The following is a 21,015-nucleotide window of genomic DNA, read 5'->3' as shown; positions in this document are numbered from 1 at the left end:
GCTCGAATCCGTCACGGAGCACCCATGGAGCCAGTGTCCTTCGGACATGGGTCGTCGGTCAGAGTGCGGTTGGCGTGTAGCCACTGAGTCTCGCTAAGCGGCGTGTCTTCCAGCCGCACCTCGCCGCCGAAGCTCAGCGGGCGTGATGGTCCATCCCCCCGAATTCCGATCTCCATGCTGACGCCCTTAAGCAGCGCCGGCTCTTGAGCGGTCACATCACCAAAGGTTCCCCGAACCGAGGATGTGCTGAAGACATCCCCGCTTACGACCAGCAAACTTCCGGTCCCGTGCCAGAAAGGAACCCACTCATTGGAGCCGCCTGTGCCTCCTCGCTGATTGCCTTGGATCTCCGTGATCGTCATGTCCTGGCACACCGCTACTAGCAATGACTGCCCGTCACGCATAAACGCAAGCGTTCCCAACCCCATCGGAGGGGACTGAAGCAGACCACACCCAGCGAGCTGTATGACAGTCACACCGAAAACCATCACCGCTGCGGCACGCAGACACATACGCGCGAATCTAGTCATGAGCCGCTCCTCGACAGAGCTCGACAGACGATGGCTTTTGTTGCGGCGTCATTAGAGTCAGTCGCAAGGCTCTGGGGACAGTTCCCCGTCTGCGTCAACCCAGATACCCTCTCGAAGGCCACCTGATGGCGCCCTGAAGATAGGCTGAAACACGGATTCTTGCGATCCCGCAGCCTTGGGCACATAGGTGATGTCCACTGCGTATTCTGTCTCTTCATCGAGATCCAACCCCGCTTGTGGGCCACCGCTGAACCCGTCTACGGCTTCCGCCAAGGTTATGATCTGCCCGATTCGGCTTCTCAACACTCCCTCACCTGACCAAACCGTCTGCCAAACAGCGTCCGTTGAATCGGCAGGTGCGCGTTGCTCAACGCGGATCGACGTCACTTCGATTGCATTACAGAAAGACAGTGAAACTCGCCCATTCTGCACACCGAAATCCACCGGGCTCAGGTTGTTGGCTGGAACGCAACCCGACAGGGCTGCCGGGAGCACAACGGCGATTGCCGCGATCGCAAGGTTCCTTGTTCCCCGTTTGAACAATCGCATAGTGCCTCGTAGTTTCCTCCCGTTGCTGCCGTCACGTCTATGGCATTGAGACATCCGCCGCCCTGACTTAGGTCCCACGTTCCAGAGATGATGGATGCCGTCACCTCTTTTAGCCACACCGCCACATACCGATCATCCGTGACAACGCACCTTCTCAAGGCGACCCACCACCACGCGCGCAGCCGCCCCCCTGACTTGCAGCGCCTTTATGCGGACGAAGTCTTGCGCTTTCACACCTTGGGCAGCTGAGGGTCGCCCCACGTACACTGCACACATGAGTCGCCCGCGATTTGTCACCCTCGTGGCTGTCGTGCTCGCGAGCCCTGCGCTGGCCGGGTGCACTGCCACCGACGGATAGCCGATCCTCAATCGCCCAGGCGAACAATCAGACCGCATCCCGAGTGATTTCGGTGACGACCAGCTCGCCAACATGGATCCCGACTCTGCCCGTCTGGCGGGCGCGTTCGAGGCGCGCTCCCTTTACCTGCTTCGCTCAGGCAACGGCGATGTCTGACTTGCCTTCTATCCGGCGGCTTCCGTGGCATGCTGTGGAAGTGGAAACTTCACCATGGGCCTGACCGGTGTGGGCACTTTCGATGTCGCACCATCGCCGAGACGCCAGGGACGGTTTCGTATTGGTGGGCGAGAGCATCCTCGCGAGAAATCAGTAGGTGCCGTGATGAGCGATCTACTGACACAGGGGCAGCGAAGACTAATTGTGGCCGCAACGCTGGTGACGATTGCGATCACTTCCCTTGCGGGGTGCGCGCTGTTCGACCGTTTTCCGCGGCTCACGATCCCGATGGTTCTGACTGACGACAGCGGCGCGGTCGACGTCACAACACATCCGATCGAGATCACGGACGACGTCTGCAACAAGACGCTCGAATGCGTCGAGGCGTACCGCACTGACCAAGCCGACTACTACCGCTTCTCGAGCCGTGAAATGGCGAATGAATAGGAATCGTCGCTGGACGTGGGCTTTGTCGTCAACTACATCGTCATGGATCTCTCCAACAAGCCGAACGCCTCAAAGAAGGACCAGCGGTGGGCAATGGAACGGTTGGGCGGCATTTGGCAAGACTACGAAGGCACGTACCCCAATCTTTAACCGCAACATAGCGCGTGCCTGACAAAGCTGGGGTCCAGGGGGCACTCCCGGCCAGAGTCCGACATTGATCAGGAGGACTAATCCAGCAGACTCGATGAGGAATTCACAGTGGTGGGCTCATGTTGGGCTTTTCGTCCGACCGTTATAACCCAAAGAAAAGCCCGGACTTCGTGAGAAATCTGGGGCACACTGTCGGGCTGACAAGATGTGAACCTGCGACCCCGTCACTCGCAATCGCGGAGTATGCCAGCGTGCAAACAGTGCCGAGAACCCCGGAATGACACGGGATTTGAGGGATGTCGGTAGAACATCAGATCTGATGAATACCGAACATTTCGGGTCGACTCGGAGTCAAAGTGTTGGGTAGGTGTTGGCATAAGCCGATGCTCTTGCGTGGGCCAGCAGACCCGGAGTCAGGCAGGTAGCGACCAGAGCCTCAACGTGACGAGAACGGCGGGGTCATCGCGTTCGTGGGGCGTCGAACCCGTCTAGCCGTCGGAGGTAGGAGTGTCACTCTCAGCGGCCAGCTCGGTCGCGATGACACTCGCGCGTGCGATGACGTCGAGCTGGGACTCGCTGAACAGTTCCACGGCGGTCTCGAGAAGTGTCTCCTGAGCAACCCGCGAACCTTTGGGAAGGTGCGCCTTCGGGTCTAGCAGCCATCGATAGTCGATGATGTTTTGAGCGAGCTTCGGTGCGAGCGCCTCGGCGAGTTCTTGCCGGGTGGCGTCATCAGCGTCGGGAGGCAGCGCATCGAATTCGTCGCCGGCATCCTCCGCCTCCGCCTCGACCATCTTTTGCATGTCGGCCATCGCCGACTCGTCGTAGAGCTGCGACATCACGAGCATGAGGGCACGCTCCGAGCTGGACAACCGGCCGGCAAGGTGTTCGAAACCCGACGGCACATCGGTGGCTGTGGTGCCGTCCAGGATCGCCCGGATCTCGGCGCGAGCACGCGTAAGTCGCTTGATGCTCGCAGCCAGATCAGCGTCGACCGCCAGCAGAGCCGTCGCTGGCGTTTCTCCGCCAAAATCCATCGACTCGATCTGCGCAAGGGGCACGTCGAGGTCGCGAAGCCGACGTATTTGCAGCAGCCTCACCAGATGGCGAGGCCCGTACTGCTTGTACCCATTGGATGTCCGTTCGGGCTGTTCGAGCATGCCCGCCTGGTGGTAATGACGCACCGTGTTCACCGTCGTGCCGGCGAGTTCCGCCACCTCGCGCGTGCTCCACGTCATCACAGACTCCGATCGTTCGCTGGCGGCCGGCAGCATCGGCTGCGCTCGTTATCACCATTGAAAACTATGTTGCCGCCACAGGGTCAAGGTTCCGCTGGATTGTCGAACTCGCTTGACCCTGTGGCAAGAACACGGTCTTTGCTAAAGCTATCTCACGCTTCGGCCGAACGGTCGGCCCGGATCGGGATCCCCAGAGAGGTTCAACATGGACACCTACGAGTGGCTTCGGAGCTTGATCGAGCAGGTTCCCGACATCCTCCAGCCCGTGATCGTCGCCGTTGCCGGCGCGATCCCATATATCGAGGGCGAAGGTGCCGCAGCTTTCGGCATCATCGCCGGCATCAACCCCGTGGTAGCCGCAATCGCAGGCGCGACCGGCAATATCCTGTGCGTCTTAGGCGTGGTGTTTTTGGGATCCCTGATCCGCGGAAGCGTCGTCACGCGGCGAGCGGCGAAGCCCGCATTAGTCGCTGCCGGCGGGCATGAACTGCCCGCAGTCGAGCCTGATTCGCTGGACGCGAAGCCAAACGGACGCTCAAAGGGCCGTGCACGCCTCCGTCGCTGGATGGTCCGGTTCGGAGTCCCTGGCGCCAGCATCCTCGCCCCTCTCGCCCTCCCCACGATGCTAACCGCTGCGTTTTTTGTCAGCACAGGCGTCCCGAAAGGCTGGGTCATGCTGTGGCAGATCGTCGCGATTGTGCTCTGGACAAGTGCCATCGCGATCGTTGCGTCCGGCATCCTCGGGCTCCTCGGCTTGTGAGCGACACACCGGCACGGTGTTCCTCTCAGTTCGGGAGGGACGCTGCCCGGCTCACCCCCACGCAGCGCAAAAACTTGACCCTGTGCTGAGCACATACCGTCTCATTGAGTAATCATGAAACCGTCACACACGATCGCCGTGGCATCCGCGCTGGTCTTCGTCCTTTCCGTCCTTCCGGCCGGGGCCACGCCACACACAACACCCCGCGACCCAGTGCGCGCTGCTCTCGCGCACACCATGGCCGTCGACGCTTGGCCCGCAGGCCTGGTCGCCGTTCGCGCCTCCAGCGAGAAGGTTCGCACCTTCGCTTCTGGGGTGATCGAGCTCGACGTGCCCGACAAGGTGCCGGCCGATAGTCGGATAAGAATCGGGAGCAATACCAAAACCTTCACCGCCGCACTCGTGATGCAACTGGTCAGCGAGGGCACACTTTCTCTCGACGCTGATGTCGAGACGTATCTTCCGGGAGTCGTCCGGCACCCGCAGGTAAGTGGACACGACATCACCGTCCGTCAGTTGCTGCAGCACACGAGTGGGCTGCCCGACATGGACCGCGATATCAGTGACCATCTGCTGGAATGGCAGCATCGATACATCTCACCTCGGGCTTCACTCGACCTCGCCCTCACGCATCCCGTCTCAAACGCGCCTGGGGCCAGTTTCGAATACAGCAATGCAAACTACATACTCGCTGGGCTGATCATCGAGGCCGTTTCCGGCAGGCCACTGGCGGAAGAGATCGATACCCGCATCATCGTTCCCCTGGGGCTCGAGGACACGTATTTCCCGGACCAGGGCGAACGGGTCATCCGGGGCGATCATCCTCACAGTTACATTCCCCTCGGCGACTCCCCCGTCGACTTCACGGACTTCGATCCCTCTTGGGGATACGCAGCTGGCGCAATGGTGTCGACCACCGAGGACCTCACCACTTTTTACTCTGCACTCGCAACAGGCGACGTTGTGGCGGCTGCGCAGCTCGACGAGATGCGAAAGACAATACCGGCCGAATCACTCTGGGCTGGTGCCGCCTATGGGCTGGGGCTCATCTCTTTCGAGCTCTCGTGCGGGGCGACCGCGTGGGGCCACGGCGGCGACGTGCCCGGCACCGCCAGCCGGGTGGCAGCGACTGAGGACGGTCGCGCCGCCGCCATTGCGGTGACTCAGAACCCCACATCGGTAGAAGCGGATGCTCGACTCCGCGGCCTGATCGACACCGCTATCTGTTCGACCTAGACCGGAATTTCGAACCTCAGTCGAAGCCAGGCGCGCAGGCAGTCGGTGACCCTCGTCAGCAGGATGCCCAGCGCGAGCGGGAGAGGAGGCCCGATAGGTCCACAAACGCCGAACGACGCGTGGCGCGAAGAGAACGACCGGAACGACCAACAGACCCGAAATGGCGTACCCACGCAGCACCTCAGCGGGATGCTCGAGTGAACGCAGAAGAACGCCGGGTCACCGGTCACCGCGCTGGGTGGTCCCAGTACGGATACCTCTGCACTTGACCCGGTGCCGTCCACATAGTGTCTGCTTTTTCTATGTCACGGAATTCTCTTTGCCGACCAGTAGGTCCAGTCCGAAGTCGCCTCCGTGCGCTCGCCGCAATAGTGCCTGTAGTGCTGCTGGTGAGCGCGTGTGTTCCCTCGCCCCAGCCGCAGGAAGCTGAGGCGAGGCTCGAGAGCTTTTATGATCAAGAGCTCACTCTTGAGCCCTGCGAGACGCCCGTCGTCACCGGCGATGTCCTCGTTCCGGGCGAGTGTGGGCACGTCGAGGTTCCTATCGACTACGAGAACCCCGACGTTGGTACCGCGCAAATCGCTGTCTTCCGCATCCCCGCGACAGGCACCGAGCCGATCGGATCGCTCTTCATCAATCCTGGAGGTCCCGGACTACCCGGGATCGGGTACTCGGCTGATGTGGCGCACGCGTGGGTGGACAGTCCCATCACCGAGCAATTCGATCTTGTCGGGTTTGATCCGCGCGGAACCGGCACCAGTACCCCGGCGATCGACTGCTACACCGATAGAGAGCGTGACGACGATGCCTTGGCCGCGAGTCTGTTGTCTCTTCCGGATTCGCGCCCACTTGTCGACGCCTGCGCCGACAGTGTCGGCAGCGTCGACGTCTTAGAGCACCTGGGAACGAGGGATGCGGCCCAGGACTTGGATGTTCTGCGTGAAGTGTTCGGCGACGACAGTCTCAGTTACGTCGGGGTGAGCTACGGCACCAGATTGGGTGCCGTGTACGCAGAAATGTTCCCCAAGAACGTGCGAGCCCTGGTGCTCGACGGCGCGATGGACCCGCATACGGGAACTTTCGAGCGCAACGTCGCGCAATGGGAGGGACTGCAGCACGGCTTCGAGTCGCTCGCGGAATTCTGCGCGACACAGGGCGACTGCCCGATCGGCACACACCCTGACACCGCGACACAGACATACCAGCAGCTCGTGCGGCCTCTCCTCGAGACACCGGTCCCAGCCGGCGAAGATCGTGAACTGAGCTACACGGCAGCCAACGACGGCGTCGTCATGGGGCTGTACAGTCCCGACTTCTGGCCTCTCGTCGTCACGGGCCTCACGGAACTTGCGGCGGGTCGTGGTGACACCCTCCTGTGGCTTAGAGACCTGTACCACGAACGGTCCTCCGAGGGCAGCTATGCCAACTCCGCTGAGGCGACGGTGGCCATCGACTGCCTGGACGAGGACCGCTTCAGCCCGGCGGGCCAGGCTGAGCTCGTCGGCTCCGCACTCGCCGCCGCTCCTTTCCTCGACCCGGGGACGCCTGTGAAGGCCGCGCCCGCCCTGTGTGAGGGTTGGCCGGTGGAGCCGACGCTGGGTTTCCCGTACGCGACCGATATCGAGGGTCTTCCTCCAACCCTGACAGTGTCCGTGACGGGTGACCCGGTCACTCCGCATCAGGGTGGCATCAGCCTCGCCGAAACGCTGGGTGGAAGCCTGCTCACCGTTGAGGGGGCACAGCACGGGTCAGTGATCTCGGGGAACGAGTGTATCGACTCCGTCGTCGCCGCTTACCTTGTCGATCTCACAACCCCTCCGGCTGACGCAGCGTGTCGATTATGACCCGAGCGTCCTGGATCAGTCGACGAGGAAGACGGTCCTGTTCGGCGACCGCACGCTGTCGTCGCCGACCCATGCCCCGAGGGCCGTCCATGACCTCTGGTCGAGGTCACCGATCGTGTGGCGCCCGGCGTGGACTTCGGCTGCCAGATACTCCATTTCGGCATCGAGCCCGTTTTGACTACCGAGGAAGAAGGTCGAGATCGATCTGTCGTAGTTTGTCGGGCCGGCGACGAACGCGCCGAACGGGAAGTGCTCGTCGTAGCCGGCAGCATGTCCCAGCGTTATGACCGTACCTCCCGACGCCAGCAACGAATACGCTGCGACGAGATGCGGTCCGCCCACGACGTCCACTGCCGCGAAGACCGGCGACGATACAGTGTCCATCGTTGCGTGCACCTCTGCCGCTCCGAGCTGAATGATTCGTTCGTGGGCCGCCCGGTCCCGCGCGATCGCGACGACGTGCGCGCCGGATCTGGCCGCCAGCTGAATGGTGGCCGCCCCCACGGCGCTGTTGGCACCCACCACGAGCAGACGCCGCCCAAGCAGCGATCCGAGTCCTCGAAGCGCGCGGAGAGCGCTGGTGACCGGGACCGGGATCGCGCTCATCAGCGCCCGGTCTGCATCGTTCGGTGTCACGGCGATCGTCGCTGTGGGAACACTCCGCATCTGAGCCCAGCCGCCGAAGCTCCCGAGGAAGATCACGGACTGCCCTTCCTCGGGCCCGCTTCCGTTCGGCGCCCTTTGAATTACTGTCCCGGCACCGTCCCAGCCGGGGACTGATCCGGGATCCGCGGTGGCGAGCGCCGCTAGATCTCCCGGGTTCGGAGCGAATGCCTGCACCTGGATGAGAGCTTCATCGTCACGTTGAAGCGGATCGGGCAGTTCGCGCAGGGAAAGTCCTGCGTGGCTCGACTGGTCTGCTATCCATGCGCGCATTGAGTGTGCTTCTTCCTGTTGGTCGGATTCGAGGTTCTCGGAGCTGGGTCACGCGTCACGCCTTCGCAGCCTGAGGATTCTGTCGAGAGAAGGGAACCGTTCCCGTCACCCCGAGCATGTCGCCTCGTTTCTATCGGGTGATGTTTCAGGACGGCGTGATCAGCTCATCGGTTTCGGGCTCGAGATCGAACCGCGTCCACAACACCAGGTCGTTCGAATCGATGGGCCGAATACGGGCCCCACGACTTCCACCGAGGTGCTGTCGCCCGAACGCACGCCTCCCCGTCCCGCTAGAGGGTAACCCCACTGGGACAGAGTCAGCCCGGCATGTTCATTCCGCGACTGTATGTTGCACAAACCAGCGCTGTCAAGTTACGCTTGACAAATGCAAATCAACTTGACGCAAGCCATGCAAGAACTCAAGCGGCACGCAGACGCATTCCTTGCAGCCCGCGTCCTGACAGACACCGACGACTTCGCTGGTGCGATCGGGCACTCGCTCAGGATTCAGGTCGCGGCAGAAGACATCCTTCGTGCCGTGGTCCAGCAGTCGCGTGAGCGCGGCGCTACCTGGCAGGCAATCGGCGACGCTCTTGGCGTGAGCCGCCAAGCCGCATTTCAACGCTACGGGAAACCGATTGACCCACGAACAGGAGAACTCATGAACATCACGCCTCTCAGCGGGGCCGCCGAACTGGCCCGATCGGTCGTCCAGGACCTTGCAACCGGTCGATGGGAGCACATCACCGAACGATTCGACCCAGCCATGCGTGACGGCCTGTCGGAGGAGGCCCTGGCTGCGGCCTGGACGCAGATCGTGGGCTTGTCCGGAGAGTTCGAAGGCCACGGAGAACCCGTTGTCTCGCGGGCCAGCGATGTGACGGTCACCACTACGCCGCTCTCCATGGAGGCGGGCGACTACACGGCGCGAATCGCATTCCGGGACGACCGGACCATTGCCGGTCTGCACATCCTCCCGGAGCAGACGACATGAGCGACCATGGCTCCGGAACAGCCTCTCCGATCGACGCTCCAGCACGTTCTCGATTGAGTCGCCTCGACATCCGTTCAATCGTCCTTTTCCTGTCGATCGCTTTTGTGCTCGCGTGGCTCGTCGCGCTCCCGCTCTGGTTCGGCGATGGACTCGACAGCCCGACAGCCACGATCGGGATCATCGCGGTCGCGACTATGGCCTCTCCCGCGGTCGCGGCGCTGATCATGGTGTACTTCGTCGACCGGGATCGACAGAAAGCCAGGCTGCTCGGGCTCTGGCCGCTCAAGCCTGTGCGCCGGCTGGTCAAATACTCCGTCCTGGGAATCTTTGTTCCCATCGGGCTCGTTCTTGTCTCGTTACCTGTTGGTGCGCTACTGGGGGTGTATCCGGCGGACTTCGTGAATTTCTCGGGATTTGAGCAGGACCTCGCCGAACGGGCACAAGCTGCGGGTACGGGCGAGTTGACGATGGGTCTCGGCACGCTCGTTGCTATCCAGCTGCTCATGCTCCCCGTGGCGGCGGTCCTCAACCTCATTCCGGCACTCGGAGAAGAACTCGGCTGGCGAGGGTGGCTTCTCCCCAGGCTCATGCCGCTGGGAACGGTTCCGGCGATAGTGATCTCGGGCATCGTCTGGGGTCTCTGGCACGCGCCGATGATCCTCCTCGGCTACAACTATCCCGACGCGCCGCGCTGGCTCGGCCTCACCATGATGGTCGGCATGTGCATCCTTATCGGTGCTGTCTTCGGCTGGCTGCGGCTGCGCTCCGATTCGGTGTGGCCCGCGGCCCTTGCCCACGCAGCGTTCAACGGGGCTGCCGGCACCATCCTGATCTTTTCCATGGCGGGCGAGCAGATCGACACAACGCAAGCGACCGTGTTGGGATGGAGCGGATGGATCGTCCCGCTCGTACTCGTCATCGTCCTCGTCGCCACTGGTCAGTTCCACCGCCATGGGACCGCGCGAACAACGGACGAACCGGAGCCGGTATCGATCGACGACGCAGTGTCGGCTCGCGCCGGAGGGGACCGGACGTGAGCGGACGTGAGCGGCAACCGCCTGACCATTGCCGACCACCAGCTGGTGGTCGAGCCTCGGAGAACGCCGAAAAGCTCATCGAGAGAGTGTGTATCCAGTCGCATGGGAACGAGGTGGTCCCGGAGAATCCTTGGGAGACCCCGGTCGGAAGACATAGTCGCCATCAGCTAGGTGGACCGCAGGGTCACGGTGGCATCGAACGGGTGCTGCGGGGTAGTGAGGTCGGGGAAACAGGGACGCAACCGCACACACCACTACCAGGGACCGGACGGTTCGGACTGCATGTGACGAAATGAAGACGCGATGTGTGAAGTCTCCCGTGATCTCGTGGGTCCGGATTTTTGCAGGAGGGGTGCTGTGTTCCGCTGGCAGCGAGATTCTTGGCTTGACCATGTTGTAGGGACATGGTGTGCACTCGTGACAGACAAGATGCGCGCTGTCCACCGGCGCGATCACAATTTCTTTCAGGAGACCGATATGACCAACCCGCTTCGCCCCGCCCTTGCCGACCGACCTTTCGGGGTCCACTTTCGCCTCCCCCGGTGGAAGTCCCTCATCGTTCTCATTGCCGTGCCTCTGTTGTTGCTGGTAGTGCAGGTCCTCGTTTTCCACGCTGTCGCAATGATCGAAGGTCCTGCGGATCCGCTGATGCCTCGACTTACGCCGTTGACATTACTTGCGTCTGGAATCAGCACTGCCATCACGGCGCTTATCGCAACGGTGCTGGTTGCCCGGTTGGCAAAGATTCCGTGGCGGAGCGTCTTTAGCCACGGCCGCAAGTTCGATTGGCGGCGTCTAGGACTCTATTTCGCTGTTTCAGCGGTGCCGGTCGGACTCAGCGTTATCGCCACTGCCCTCATCGCTCCCCAGTCGACAGGTTGGGTCAACTTCGAGGTTGGAGCCACCACGATTGTCATCATTCTCGTGACCCTGGTGGCCACTCCCTTGCAGGCCGCTGGCGAGGAAGTCGCGTTCCGGGGGGCAGTCGTTCCGGCTGCCGGCTCATGGTTTCGCAGTGTGCGACCCGCGATTCTCCTTGGGATCATCCTGTCGGGGGCGTTGTTCGCCCTCGTCCATGTGTCATTCGACCCGTGGTTTGTCAGCTACATGTTCGTCTTCACGGCTTGCACGGTGTCCATGGGCCTGATCAGCGGCGGGCTCGAAGCCGCGATGGCGTTCCACGTCTCGAACAACCTCGTTGTGAGCATCCTCAACGCCCTTTTCGCGGGTAATGACGCGACCGTAGTTGACCGCGCTTCCGGCTCCGGCCCTGGAGCGTCGCTAGCCATCCTGATGGTGATGAACGTCGCAGCGGTAGGCATGGTGTGGCTGATCGAGCGCAGGAAGCGCAGCTCGAATGGGACCAAGGTTCCTGCGTCTGCTGGCCAAGTTGACCCCAACGTAGCCTTACATCTTTGAGGTCAACACTGCACTGGCCGGGTCCCCGGGGAAAGCTAGGACAGCGAACCGCCTGGCCGAAGTGCACGCCTGAGCGCTCCGGCTCTGACGCAACACGGAGTGAGAAGGCAGTTCTGGCCACCCAGAACAACAAATATGGCCACCCAGAACAAACGGTAGACGACGACCAGCCTCGGATCGCTACCGATGGTCGCATCCTCCGGGTGCACCGCGAGCGAGCCGACCGCGTCATCAGGCATACCTTCGCGGAACGCCACGAAACCGGCGGACTCAGCAGCGCAGACCGCACTAGGCGAACTGGAGGACCGATACGACGCTTGGATCGGGTTCAGCGTGACCGATACCGCTGACGACTCGACCCTGGACTACCAAGGCGACAGTCGCTTCGGCCAGGCATCGACTCTCACAACGCTGGCCGCAGCAGCCCTGCTCGACCAGTTGACGCCCGAGCAACTGCACCATGTCATTACCTGGCCTGAGGCGAATGTCCTCGAAAGGTACGGCGACCACGTGACCGACGTCGTCGACAACGAGCCCGTTTCGAACACGGTCACGACCGACAATACTGCCGTCACGTCGACTCCGCGAGCCTCCACAAAGACCCTGAAGCAAATCGTCTCGGGCGAGATTCTGGATGACGGCAATCGTTCCCCCCTCATCGACTGGATGACGGGAAATGCTACCGGGGACACCCTGATTCATGCCGGGGCGCCGGAGGGTTGGGGAGTCGCCGATCAATCGGGAGGCGCCGGCGCGATCCGCAACGATGTCGCCGTCGTGATCCCCCGGACGGCATGCCGTTGATCATTACGGTCTTCACCACTCGAAACGACCCTGACGTGGCATGCGATGACGCCCTCGTCGCGGAGACGGTGAGATTGACGCTCGCGACGATGGCAGCAGCCCGCGAGAACCGGTGCCCAGATGACTCGCAAGTTGCTCGGTGCCTCGCACCGCTTTTCCTACTCGCCTCTAGCCTGTTTACCTGCTCAGCGCTCAGGTCTGGCAAAAGCATCCTCACGATGAAACCCGCCACTAAGAGCCCGGATAGCGCAACGTTCAGGCGACAACTCGGAACCATATGGCAACCACAGAGCAAACGTCGACTATCGGTGGCGGCGTTCTCGCGGCGCTCATGTCACGCCATACGCCCCGTATGGGATCCCGCTGCGGCTTACTCCCAGATCGAGATAACCACTTTCCCGTGTACGCCGTGGGTTTCAAGTGCGGCATGTGCGTCCGCGGAACGGGCCAGCGGAAAAACACGATCGAGCACGGAGCGGATCTCTCCCCGCTCGACCTGTGCGGTGAGCCGCTGGAAGTCGCGCCGGTCAGGCTTGCCCCTGAAGAAACGGATGCGTCCAGTGCCGAAAACAGCGCTGGCTGCAATAGTCGCGAGGCTGCGTAGCGGTGCCTCCTTGTCGAACGCGATCGATACCATCCTTCCCCCCGGCGCCAGTAGGCGGCGAAACGCGAGCAGGTCACTCCCGTGCGTATCGAAAATAACGTCGTACAGGCCCAATTCCCCACGCGGCGTTACGCGGTAGTCGAACACGGTGTCAGCTCCCAACCCCCTCACGAAGTCTTGGCTGGATTCACCCGCGAGTGCCGTCACGTGTGTCCCGAGCATCTTCGCGAGCTGCACGGCCACGCTGCCCACGCCACCTGCAGCACCTCGCACAAGAACTCGCTCACCGCGCCGCGCGTCGGCTTTTTCCACGAGACCGGTATGGGCGGTCGTGCCGCCAGCGAGGAGCGTGACCGCTTCCTCCGAAGTCAGATTGTTCGGTGCCCGCGCGATCTGGATCGCGGGAACACTCAGGAACTCAGCAAGCGAGCGGGGCCCTCCCCTCTCATCGACGATCCCCCAAACCTGGTCGCCGACGGTCAGTCCGCCAAGATCAGCTCCGGGACCTGAGGCGATGAGCGTTCCGGCGAAATCGATTCCTAATCGCTTCGGAAAACGACCGCCGGAGAGAAGGCCTAACTTGCCCGACCGAAATAACAGGTCCGCGCCGTTGACCGAGACGGCGTCGACCCGCACCAGGACTTCTCCTGCTCGCGCCTCCGGCATCTGAAGAGTCCCCTGGTGAAGTTCCTCTGGGTTGCCGTACCGATTGAACAGGACTGCCTGCATGCTCGCGATGGCGTGCTCCTTGCTTCATGTGACCACTAAGTGGTGCGGGATCTCCACTTGCAGACGATAGCATGTAACTGGAGATAGCTAACCACTTACGTTTATCACCCGATCGCAATGGCGCTGAAGAGAAAGGGCATGCCATGACTGTTGCCGAACGTCGATTGCGAGCAGACGCAGCGCACAACCGTCAGTTGATTCTGGATGCTGGGCGCGCTGCCTTTGCCAGCGACGGAATTGACGTCTCGATGGCCGAAATCTCGCGGCGCGCTGGTGTCGGATTCGCTACTGCGCAGCGCCGTTTCCCTACGAAGGAACACCTCCTTCGCGAAATCATCGCTGAGGAGCTCTCAGGCATGCAGGAAGCAGCTACCGACGCTGCTCCAGCAGGCGACCCCTGGGAGGCCTTCACCACCTCGATCCGCACGTGCGCGGCCCATCAGGCTCTGCATCCAGGGCTTGCGGGCGCTATCGCAGAAAGCGTGAGCGCCGCGACTATGACGGACCCCGCAGGACACATCGCCTCGATGTTCACTTCTATCGCCCAGCACGCGACCACTACCGGGATGCTGCGTCCGGACGTCACTGTGGGCGACGTACTCGCCATACTCAAGGGGAACGCGGGAGTGATCGCTCACTCGCCGGGGAACGAAGTACGCGCCTCGGCACGTTTCGTCGAGCTCGCGCTGCGCGGTCTTGGCGCCACCTAAGCCCTCGTCATCTTCCCGTCCACTTCACCGAAGAACTCCCCACTCGAGGAGTGGTTGTGCCTTGCCTCCGCAGCCGGCTCAGCGAAGGCACAGCCTCCGCCGAGTCACCGGCACCGTCATCTGGACTACGGTCATGCACGGATAGTGACGACGTTTCACCGCGGCTCGTTCCCGGTCGCGGTGAAACGTCGGAGGAAAACTACAGCAGCAGCTGTTGGAGGGGGTATACGAAGTACCGAATCGAGTACGCCTCCCACGTCGCACCGATGATGAGCAGCACCAACGCGGGGAGCGCCACAAGACCAATCTGCTTCACACCCTGAAGGTAGCCCTTGCGACGATTCTGCGTTCCGACGCTGCGCGGGAACAACCAACTTCTCCCGATGAGGTAGGCACCGAGAGCAAAAAGCACATAGGCCTGGAGTTCGATGACGAAGGTCAGAGAATGAGGGATGAGCGACACCCACCCGTCGGGGGTGGCCGGGGCGAGTGTTATGCCTATCTGGACTGCCCAGTACGCGAAGAGCGCCAGCCCGGCGAACGGCACGACGAGCGATGGCAGCACGATGGTCAGCAGGCTGAGCCGGAAGACGTTGACGCAGAGGATTATCAGTGCAAAGAGCGGCGGGGTGTTGAGAAGCTGACCCACGAGCTCGGCTGTCCCGTCGTCTTCCAAGGACGTGACTTTCTCCGCGCTGAGCGCAGGAAACGCGAGCCCGATCAGGAAACCGATGATCGCCAGCCCGTAGCTGGCGACGTTGATGATGAGGTAGGCACGTTTGTTTTCGCGGATGATTGCGAAGGGGCGCCGCCACAACGGTAAACGGGCGGGGGCCTTAGTGATGGGTAGAGATGTCATGTAACCCATCACAGCTCAGATTTCGACGCGCCTGCAGTGGCGAGATGTCATCTCAATGATGTGACACGGCGTCACTACCGTCGACACTGCGCAGGCGGGATCGTGGAGTTCATGAAAATCTTCGATCTTGCGCTCAGCGCGATCATTGTCCTCGGTGTGACCGTCTTCCTTGCCTACGTCGGCTACTTCTATTTCGACTTCGGTCTCTTCATGACGCTTCCGGCGAATATCGTGGAAGGATTCATTCAGAACTCGGCGCTGCAGTATGTCGCTCTTGGGCTCGGCATCGCGGCGATGATCACGAAACGCCCCGTCGGTCGCGCGATCAAGCAGCAGGAAGCCGAGAATCGGAGCTGACCATCGACGACCACGCGAAGGACGAGGCACCGAGCATCACGCGGATGCGCAGGGTGGCGATGGTCACCGCAGTAATAGCGATTGCGCCTCTGAGCATTGTCGGTATCGTGCTCACCGCAACATCCTGGTTGGATGCTGCACTCGTCGCCTTGGGATTCGTGGTCACCCTTGCTCTGGTGCGCAAGTGGAGCTTGGACGGGTACCCGCGCCAGGCGATCCTTGCACTCATGTTCACCACAGCGGCGTGGATCATGGGAGCGGTGACGGCCTCGAGCCCGATCGGTTTCGTACCCATGGCGCTTGTTGGCGCGCTCCTGCTCGCGCGGACACGACGATGGCGGTTGTGGATCTCCGCGTTCGCGGTGTCGGGCTCGGCAATCGGGGCAAGCTCCTTTCTCTTCCACCCCGCCAGTTGGGCGCTCGCCGCCCAGTACCTTGCGCTTCCAGCGGTCGGCACGCTCTTTATCGTCGCGGTGATCCTCCTCAGCGAACAGGCCTGGCAGGTGGTCCGGCGGCTGGAACGTGCGCAGGAGACAGAGGCAGAGCTTGCTGTCATCCGCGAGCGAGTGCGATTCGCTGGGGATCTTCACGACATTCAGGGCCACTCGCTTCATGTCATCAAGCTGAAGGCTGCGTTGGGCCGACGCGTGGTGCACATCGATCCCGACCGAGCCGATGCGGAATTCAGCGAGATCCGTCGTCTCGTCGATGAGACCATCGAGGCGACGAGAGCGCTGACATATGCTCGCTATGAGCTCAATCTGGTAGCCGAGCTCGAGAACACCAAGAGGCTCGTCGAGGCGGTCGGCGTGGTTGTCGAGGTGACTTTCGACAACGGGAGCGGGAGCGCCGCCTATCCCCTGTTGGCACAGGTCCTGCGGGAAGCCACCACCAACCTGCTTCGCCACGCGCGTCCTACCTTCGTCACGATCAGCGCCTCGGCGAGGTCTGTAAAGATCACCAACGACGGCGCCGCTGATACGGGCGACTTCACGCTGAGGGGACTTGCTCGACTGCGGGACCGGGTGGAGGGCACGGGAGGCGCTCTCCGTGTCGAACGATCCCTGGGTACGTTTGTCGTTTTTGCTTGGATCGACCCGGCGAGCAGAACTACGGAGATCGAGGACGGACAATGACCAAGGGGAATCCGATCAGGATCATTGTGGCCGATGACGAGCTGCTTTTGCGGACGGCGCTTTCGGCGGTCCTCACGCTTGACGGGACTATCGACGTCGTGGCGCAGGCAGAGAACGGCTATGAGGCCATGACAGCCACGCTTCATTACCGTCCAGACGTACTCGTCATCGACCTCGAGATGCCGGAGATGGACGGCCTGGAAGCCGTCGAGTCGATTCTGTCCAGGAATCCCGAGCAACGCGTGCTGATGCTTACACGGCATGCTCGACGGGGCGTGCTCCGGCGAGCGCTCAAACTCGGGGTGCTGGGTTTCATGAGCAAGAGCTCCGACCCGGAGGAGATCGCCGAAGTCATCCGCAAAGTCAACGACGGTGACCGCTGGATCGCGCACGATGTTCTCGAGGCCTCAGTCGTCGACGACTCTCCCCTGACAGAGCGCGAAGCCGATGTGCTGCGGGAGACACGCGAGGGGTACTCAGTCAAGGAAATCGCTCGACGACTGCACCTCGCGTCTGGCACTGTTCGAAATTACCTCTCTGACGCCACGCAGAAGACCGCGACGACGACCCGGCACGACGCCGCGAGGGCAGCCCGCGATCGCGGTTGGTTGTGAGGTTCTCATTACGTGACCGATAGGAGCGGTTGCGCCACCAGGGCCGAAACCGGTCAGTCCGGACGAGCCATCGTCTCCACCGGTGCTCCCGTAGCGTTACTGAGGATCAGGCCGTGTGGCGTACTTCTGCGACGAATCTCCCCGAACGCAGTTCCAGCGTTTCGATGCGCTTGCCTCGCGCTGCTTCCCGATCGAACCCGGTGTAGGCCAGTGGAGGAAGCTTGCGCACATTGGCGGAGCACTCGAAGTTGGCACAGACCAGCGTCGCCACCGTGTTGCCGGCTCGTCCTGCGGGCCCTGCTCGTCGAGCAGTGAAATAGTGCACATCGTTGGGCAGGGTGACGTCTTCGCACCACGAACATTGGGGGCGAGAACGCGTACGACCATCGGACTGCCGAAGCATAATCCCGGTCAGGCCATCCTCGAGATGGCTGACGACGTACCCCACCGTAGGAAGCTTGGGATCGATCCATCCGAGGTAGTCGAGGTCTGCCCAGACGAGGGTGGTGAAGTTGGCTGGAAGTGTGACGGCTTTTCGCTCCCGAACGGAGGTATTGATGAACGATGCGCGAACGTCATCTGCGGTGAGTTGTTTCACAGTAGTGGGGACCTTTCTTGATTGAGGGTCGTTTCAGTTAGAAGGCCAGTGACTGAGCGCGAAGTGCAAGGTATTCAGAGCGCTCTCCCACGAGGCAGCAGCGGAGCGTGTGCCATGGCTGAACCCTCCGCTTCGTTCCAGCAGGACATAGCCGTGGAAGGTGGCGTGCAGCAGGCGCACGGCGTCCGTCTCGTCCGGTTCGCTCAGTGCGTAGCCGCGCAGGATGGCTCGCGTCATCTCCGCATGGCGGCGGGCGGCACTCTTTTCGGCGACGTCGGGCTCCAGGGTCATTTGGGTGGACGCGTAGCGCCCGGGATGATCCATCGCGTATGAGCGGTACGCGTTCGCAAACGCGAGCAAGGCGTCGCGTCCGGCTCGCCCGGCGAGAGCGGCACCGACCTGGTCCGCGAGTTCCGCCAACGAGAGCACCGCCACCCCGGACCGCAGTTCCTGAAGGCTGCGCACGTGCGCGTAGAGGCTGGCATCTTTGACGTCGAAATGCCGAGCGACGGCCGACATCGACACACTGTCGAATCCGGTCGCGTCAGCCAGTTCTGCGGCAGCAGCGATGATGCGAGCCGGAGTGAGTCCTGCACGTGCCATTGCTCTTCCCTTCGTCGTTTCCTAGAACTACCCTAGTTTAACCTAGGAGTCCTAGTCAACAGCTTCGGCCTAGAAGACGGAGAGTCGCCGCGACTGGACCCGGGTGTTGCGCGCAAGACCTTCGGACATCAAGGCCGCTGTGGAGCTGTTCTCGCCTTGACAATCCGCCGGCCGTCTCCGGGATTACGAGTCGCGAACGTCCGTGCGTCGTCGACGTGCGCTTGCCAGACCAGCTTGGGAAGCGTTTCCCGGCCCACGTCCGACGTCTTATAGGGATCCTGGCACTCGACCAACCCCGACGGGCAGTCAGGCCGAGAGTCCAGCGCCATTCGGGACTGCTGCACTGATTGGTGACAGTTCGACGTGCCCTTCCGTTCGGTTGCCCGACTTGGTATGAAGATCAGGCCGAGAGTCCCCGCGGGTAACCAAACCATGGGGCAGATCGCGTCACGATTCCATCCTCACAAAGGATCAGACGAAACGAATGCCAGGGCGATTCAGTTCTTCCCATGCTGGGGAATTCACAATGTTGGGTAAACGTTGGATTTGCAGATCGTCCCCGAAAAGCCCAAAGAAAAAGCCCCGGACTTCGTGAGAAATCCGGGGCACATTGTCGGGCTGACAGGATTTGAACCTGCGACCCCCTGACCCCCAGTCAGGTGCGCTACCAAGCTGCGCTACAGCCCGTGACAACTCGAATAGCTTAGCCTGTTCCGGGGCCCTGAGAAATTCATCACGGGCCCGGTGACGAAATGTCGCACGCGCAGTGCACATTGTTCACGACCCACACTTCCGAGCCGGCCGGGATGCCCGCGACACTCTCCACACCGACCGACAGGATTTCTGTGACCGACAGCGCGACCACCACCGAGAACTTCACGCCAGGGAACGTCACGCCGGGCGACGCACCCGACCACACCCGACGCAATAGGGTCGTCATCAACCTCATGCTGGTCGCGACATTCGTCGTCATCCTGAATGAGACGATCATCGGTGTCGCCATCCCTCGGCTGATGGATGACCTCAACATCACCGCGAGCACCGCGCAGTGGCTGTCCACGGCGTTCATGCTCACCATGGCCGTCGTGATCCCGACCACCGGCTTCCTGATGCAGCGACTCAACACCCGCACCGTCTTCGTCCTCGCCATGAGCCTGTTCACCGTCGGAACGGCCATCGCCGCCATCGCGCCTGGTTTCGAGATCCTGCTGGCCGGGCGCATCGTTCAGGCCAGCGGCACGGCGATCATGATGCCGCTGCTGATGACCACCGTCATGACGCTCGTGCCGCCGCAGTCGCGCGGCCGCACCATGGGCAACATCTCCGTCGTCATCTCGGTGGCGCCCGCCGTCGGCCCGACAGTCTCCGGCCTCATCCTCAGCGTGTTCGACTGGCGGTTCATCTTCATCCTCGTGCTGCCCATCGCGATCGGCGCACTCGCTCTCGGAGCTGCCCGCGTGCAGAACGTGACAGAGCCACGCAAGGTGCCGCTGGATTCCCTCTCGGTCGTCCTGTCGGCCTTCGCGTTCGGTGGGCTGATCTACGGGCTGAGCAGCCTCGGTGAAGCTGCCGCCGGCAACGTGGTCGTCGCACCGTGGATTCCTATCACGGTCGGAGTCGTGGCACTCGGGTTGTTCATCCTGCGCCAGCTGGTGCTGCAGCGCGGCGATCGCGCGTTCCTCGACCTGCGCACGTTCACGTCGCGCGGCTTCGCCGTCTCGATCGCGCTCATGGTGATCCTGATGGGCGCCCTATTCGGCACGATCATCCTGTTGCCGATCTACCTTCAGGATGTCCTGCTGCTCGAACCCGTGCAGACCGGCCTTATCCTGCTCCCCGGCAGCGCGCTCATGGGTCTCATGGGACCTGTCGTCGGGCGGCTGTTCGACAGGTTCGGCCCTCGACCTCTGCTCGTGCCGGGCACGATCGTGGTGAGCGCAGCGTTGTGGAGTTTCACCATGCTCACCGAGAACACCCCGTGGCAGCTCGTGATCGTGGCCTACCTGGCGCTCAGTCTCGGGCTCGCGTTCACCTTCACACCGCTGTTCACCACGTCGCTCGGCTCGCTGAAGCCATACCTCTATGCAGCAGGAAGCGCCACGGTCAGCACCGTGCAGCAGCTTGCGGGCGCGGCCGGAACGGCATTGTTCATTGCGCTCTACACGATCGGGACCGTGGCTGCCACGAGCAACGGCGTGGCCGAGACCACGGCGCTGGCCAGCGGAGTGCACTCGGCCTTCATGGCCGGAGCGATCCTGTCGCTTCTCGCTGTCGTCGCAGCGTTCTTCGTGCCGAGGCCCGACACCTCGATGGCACCCACCGGGGCGCCCGCAGGTCACTGAGGCGG

20 protein-coding genes and 1 tRNA gene are annotated in these 21,015 nt (G+C 62.2%); 13 read left to right on the top strand and 8 right to left on the bottom strand.

All coding sequences use genetic code 11. The annotated features are described in order from the left end of the window. Positions 1-11 precede the first annotated feature (11 nt). Positions 12-362 (bottom strand): hypothetical protein, encoded by a 351-nt coding sequence (locus IWX81_RS14940; RefSeq protein ID WP_334592695.1) that lies wholly within the window; start codon positions 360-362, stop codon positions 12-14. A 1,396-nt stretch (positions 363-1,758) separates the two neighbouring features. Between IWX81_RS14940 and IWX81_RS01955 the strand changes: the two genes are divergently transcribed. Further along, positions 1,759-2,040 carry a hypothetical protein gene (locus IWX81_RS01955; protein ID WP_199279593.1) on the top strand — a complete coding sequence of 94 codons (282 nt, stop codon included), beginning with the start codon at positions 1,759-1,761 and terminating at the stop codon, positions 2,038-2,040. 638 nt (positions 2,041-2,678) lie between these two features. Here the strand turns inward: IWX81_RS01955 and IWX81_RS01950 are convergent. Then, the gene (locus tag IWX81_RS01950; RefSeq protein ID WP_199279592.1) at positions 2,679-3,428 is read right to left on the bottom strand and encodes a MerR family transcriptional regulator; all 750 of its coding nucleotides are present in this window, start codon (positions 3,426-3,428) and stop codon (positions 2,679-2,681) included. A 205-nt stretch (positions 3,429-3,633) separates the two neighbouring features. Between IWX81_RS01950 and IWX81_RS01945 the strand changes: the two genes are divergently transcribed. The 3 genes from IWX81_RS01945 (at position 3,634) to IWX81_RS01935 (ending at position 7,268) form a co-directional block, all read left to right on the top strand. Then, the gene (locus IWX81_RS01945; protein WP_199279591.1) at positions 3,634-4,188 is read left to right on the top strand and encodes a small multidrug efflux protein; all 555 of its coding nucleotides are present in this window, start codon (positions 3,634-3,636) and stop codon (positions 4,186-4,188) included. A 114-nt stretch (positions 4,189-4,302) separates the two neighbouring features. Further along, the gene (locus tag IWX81_RS01940; RefSeq protein WP_199279590.1) at positions 4,303-5,424 is read left to right on the top strand and encodes a serine hydrolase domain-containing protein; all 1,122 of its coding nucleotides are present in this window, start codon (positions 4,303-4,305) and stop codon (positions 5,422-5,424) included. A gap of 380 nt (positions 5,425-5,804) precedes the next feature. After that, positions 5,805-7,268: an alpha/beta hydrolase gene (locus tag IWX81_RS01935; protein ID WP_199279589.1), complete on the top strand. Its 1,464-nt coding sequence runs from the start codon at positions 5,805-5,807 to the stop codon at positions 7,266-7,268. A 15-nt stretch (positions 7,269-7,283) separates the two neighbouring features. On the opposite strand, the gene IWX81_RS01930 is transcribed toward IWX81_RS01935, so the two are convergent. After that, complete coding sequence (locus IWX81_RS01930; protein ID WP_199279588.1) at positions 7,284-8,204, bottom strand: alcohol dehydrogenase catalytic domain-containing protein; 921 nt, start codon at positions 8,202-8,204, stop codon at positions 7,284-7,286. Between the two features lie 385 nt (positions 8,205-8,589). Here IWX81_RS01930 and IWX81_RS01925 point away from each other — a divergent pair, with 385 nt between their 5' ends. The 4 genes from IWX81_RS01925 (at position 8,590) to IWX81_RS01910 (ending at position 12,458) form a co-directional block, all read left to right on the top strand. Further along, positions 8,590-9,198 carry a DUF3887 domain-containing protein gene (locus tag IWX81_RS01925; RefSeq protein WP_199279587.1) on the top strand — a complete coding sequence of 203 codons (609 nt, stop codon included), beginning with the start codon at positions 8,590-8,592 and terminating at the stop codon, positions 9,196-9,198. Continuing rightward, positions 9,195-10,235, top strand: coding sequence for a CPBP family intramembrane glutamic endopeptidase (locus IWX81_RS01920; protein WP_199279586.1), 1,041 nt, complete (start codon positions 9,195-9,197; stop codon positions 10,233-10,235). The genes IWX81_RS01925 and IWX81_RS01920 overlap by 4 nt, the downstream gene beginning before the upstream one ends. Before the next feature lie 417 nt (positions 10,236-10,652). Continuing rightward, the gene (locus IWX81_RS01915; protein ID WP_199279585.1) at positions 10,653-11,654 is read left to right on the top strand and encodes a CPBP family intramembrane glutamic endopeptidase; all 1,002 of its coding nucleotides are present in this window, start codon (positions 10,653-10,655) and stop codon (positions 11,652-11,654) included. Between the two features lie 333 nt (positions 11,655-11,987). Next, positions 11,988-12,458 (top strand): serine hydrolase, encoded by a 471-nt coding sequence (locus tag IWX81_RS01910; protein WP_199279584.1) that lies wholly within the window; start codon positions 11,988-11,990, stop codon positions 12,456-12,458. A 370-nt stretch (positions 12,459-12,828) separates the two neighbouring features. Here the strand turns inward: IWX81_RS01910 and IWX81_RS01905 are convergent, their stop codons facing one another. Continuing rightward, positions 12,829-13,791: an NADP-dependent oxidoreductase gene (locus IWX81_RS01905; protein ID WP_334592686.1), complete on the bottom strand. Its 963-nt coding sequence runs from the start codon at positions 13,789-13,791 to the stop codon at positions 12,829-12,831. Positions 13,792-13,934: 143 nt separating this feature from the next. Here IWX81_RS01905 and IWX81_RS01900 point away from each other — a divergent pair, with 143 nt between their 5' ends. Further along, positions 13,935-14,501 carry a TetR/AcrR family transcriptional regulator gene (locus IWX81_RS01900; protein WP_199279583.1) on the top strand — a complete coding sequence of 189 codons (567 nt, stop codon included), beginning with the start codon at positions 13,935-13,937 and terminating at the stop codon, positions 14,499-14,501. Positions 14,502-14,700: 199 nt separating this feature from the next. Here IWX81_RS01900 and IWX81_RS01895 read toward each other — a convergent pair whose 3' ends face one another. Next, on the bottom strand, positions 14,701-15,360 hold the full coding sequence (locus tag IWX81_RS01895) for a stage II sporulation protein M (protein WP_199279582.1): 660 nt from the start codon (positions 15,358-15,360) through the stop codon (positions 14,701-14,703). Between the two features lie 111 nt (positions 15,361-15,471). Here IWX81_RS01895 and IWX81_RS01890 point away from each other — a divergent pair, with 111 nt between their 5' ends. Genes IWX81_RS01890 through IWX81_RS01880 form a run of 3 tightly spaced genes read left to right on the top strand, consistent with a single transcriptional unit; the run spans position 15,472 to position 17,467 of the window. Further along, a complete protein-coding gene (locus IWX81_RS01890) occupies positions 15,472-15,717 on the top strand; it encodes a hypothetical protein (RefSeq protein WP_199279581.1) in 246 nt (81 codons plus the stop codon). 59 nt (positions 15,718-15,776) lie between these two features. Beyond that, positions 15,777-16,853, top strand: a complete 1,077-nt coding sequence (locus IWX81_RS01885; RefSeq protein WP_334592681.1) for a sensor histidine kinase — start codon at positions 15,777-15,779, stop codon at positions 16,851-16,853. Further along, positions 16,850-17,467 carry a response regulator transcription factor gene (locus tag IWX81_RS01880; protein WP_199279579.1) on the top strand — a complete coding sequence of 206 codons (618 nt, stop codon included), beginning with the start codon at positions 16,850-16,852 and terminating at the stop codon, positions 17,465-17,467. The genes IWX81_RS01885 and IWX81_RS01880 overlap by 4 nt, the downstream gene beginning before the upstream one ends. A gap of 106 nt (positions 17,468-17,573) precedes the next feature. On the opposite strand, the gene IWX81_RS01875 is transcribed toward IWX81_RS01880, so the two are convergent. From IWX81_RS01875 to IWX81_RS01865, 3 genes are all read right to left on the bottom strand, one after another. Continuing rightward, positions 17,574-18,065 (bottom strand): FBP domain-containing protein, encoded by a 492-nt coding sequence (locus tag IWX81_RS01875; RefSeq protein ID WP_199279578.1) that lies wholly within the window; start codon positions 18,063-18,065, stop codon positions 17,574-17,576. A gap of 33 nt (positions 18,066-18,098) precedes the next feature. Next, positions 18,099-18,668, bottom strand: coding sequence for a TetR-like C-terminal domain-containing protein (locus tag IWX81_RS01870; protein ID WP_199279577.1), 570 nt, complete (start codon positions 18,666-18,668; stop codon positions 18,099-18,101). Between the two features lie 613 nt (positions 18,669-19,281). Further along, positions 19,282-19,355, bottom strand: a tRNA-Pro gene (locus IWX81_RS01865). A 119-nt stretch (positions 19,356-19,474) separates the two neighbouring features. Between IWX81_RS01865 and IWX81_RS01860 the strand changes: the two genes are divergently transcribed. Further along, a complete protein-coding gene (locus IWX81_RS01860; RefSeq protein ID WP_199279576.1) occupies positions 19,475-21,010 on the top strand; it encodes an MDR family MFS transporter in 1,536 nt (511 codons plus the stop codon). The last annotated feature ends 5 nt before the right edge of the window (positions 21,011-21,015 follow it).

It is taken from the genome of Salinibacterium sp. CAN_S4 (assembly GCF_015752305.1).
Lineage (GTDB): Bacteria > Actinomycetota > Actinomycetes > Actinomycetales > Microbacteriaceae > Rhodoglobus.
Note: the sequence above shows the minus strand (reverse complement) of the source record. Positions and strands in the feature narration are given on the sequence as shown.

Coding starts and splice junctions, on each gene's coding strand:
- IWX81_RS01940 (WP_199279590.1), top strand. CDS start 4,303: ATGAAACCGTCACACACGATCGCCGTGGCATCCGCGCTGGTCTTCGTC.
- IWX81_RS01870 (WP_199279577.1), bottom strand. CDS start 18,668: ATGGCACGTGCAGGACTCACTCCGGCTCGCATCATCGCTGCTGCCGCA.
- IWX81_RS01900 (WP_199279583.1), top strand. CDS start 13,935: ATGACTGTTGCCGAACGTCGATTGCGAGCAGACGCAGCGCACAACCGT.
- IWX81_RS01920 (WP_199279586.1), top strand. CDS start 9,195: ATGAGCGACCATGGCTCCGGAACAGCCTCTCCGATCGACGCTCCAGCA.
- IWX81_RS01890 (WP_199279581.1), top strand. CDS start 15,472: ATGAAAATCTTCGATCTTGCGCTCAGCGCGATCATTGTCCTCGGTGTG.
- IWX81_RS01955 (WP_199279593.1), top strand. CDS start 1,759: ATGAGCGATCTACTGACACAGGGGCAGCGAAGACTAATTGTGGCCGCA.
- IWX81_RS01945 (WP_199279591.1), top strand. CDS start 3,634: ATGGACACCTACGAGTGGCTTCGGAGCTTGATCGAGCAGGTTCCCGAC.
- IWX81_RS01895 (WP_199279582.1), bottom strand. CDS start 15,360: ATGACATCTCTACCCATCACTAAGGCCCCCGCCCGTTTACCGTTGTGG.
- IWX81_RS01950 (WP_199279592.1), bottom strand. CDS start 3,428: ATGACGTGGAGCACGCGCGAGGTGGCGGAACTCGCCGGCACGACGGTG.
- IWX81_RS01905 (WP_334592686.1), bottom strand. CDS start 13,791: ATGCAGGCAGTCCTGTTCAATCGGTACGGCAACCCAGAGGAACTTCAC.
- IWX81_RS01860 (WP_199279576.1), top strand. CDS start 19,475: ATGCCCGCGACACTCTCCACACCGACCGACAGGATTTCTGTGACCGAC.
- IWX81_RS01880 (WP_199279579.1), top strand. CDS start 16,850: ATGACCAAGGGGAATCCGATCAGGATCATTGTGGCCGATGACGAGCTG.
- IWX81_RS01885 (WP_334592681.1), top strand. CDS start 15,777: ATGGTCACCGCAGTAATAGCGATTGCGCCTCTGAGCATTGTCGGTATC.
- IWX81_RS14940 (WP_334592695.1), bottom strand. CDS start 362: ATGACGATCACGGAGATCCAAGGCAATCAGCGAGGAGGCACAGGCGGC.
- IWX81_RS01925 (WP_199279587.1), top strand. CDS start 8,590: ATGCAAATCAACTTGACGCAAGCCATGCAAGAACTCAAGCGGCACGCA.
- IWX81_RS01930 (WP_199279588.1), bottom strand. CDS start 8,204: ATGCGCGCATGGATAGCAGACCAGTCGAGCCACGCAGGACTTTCCCTG.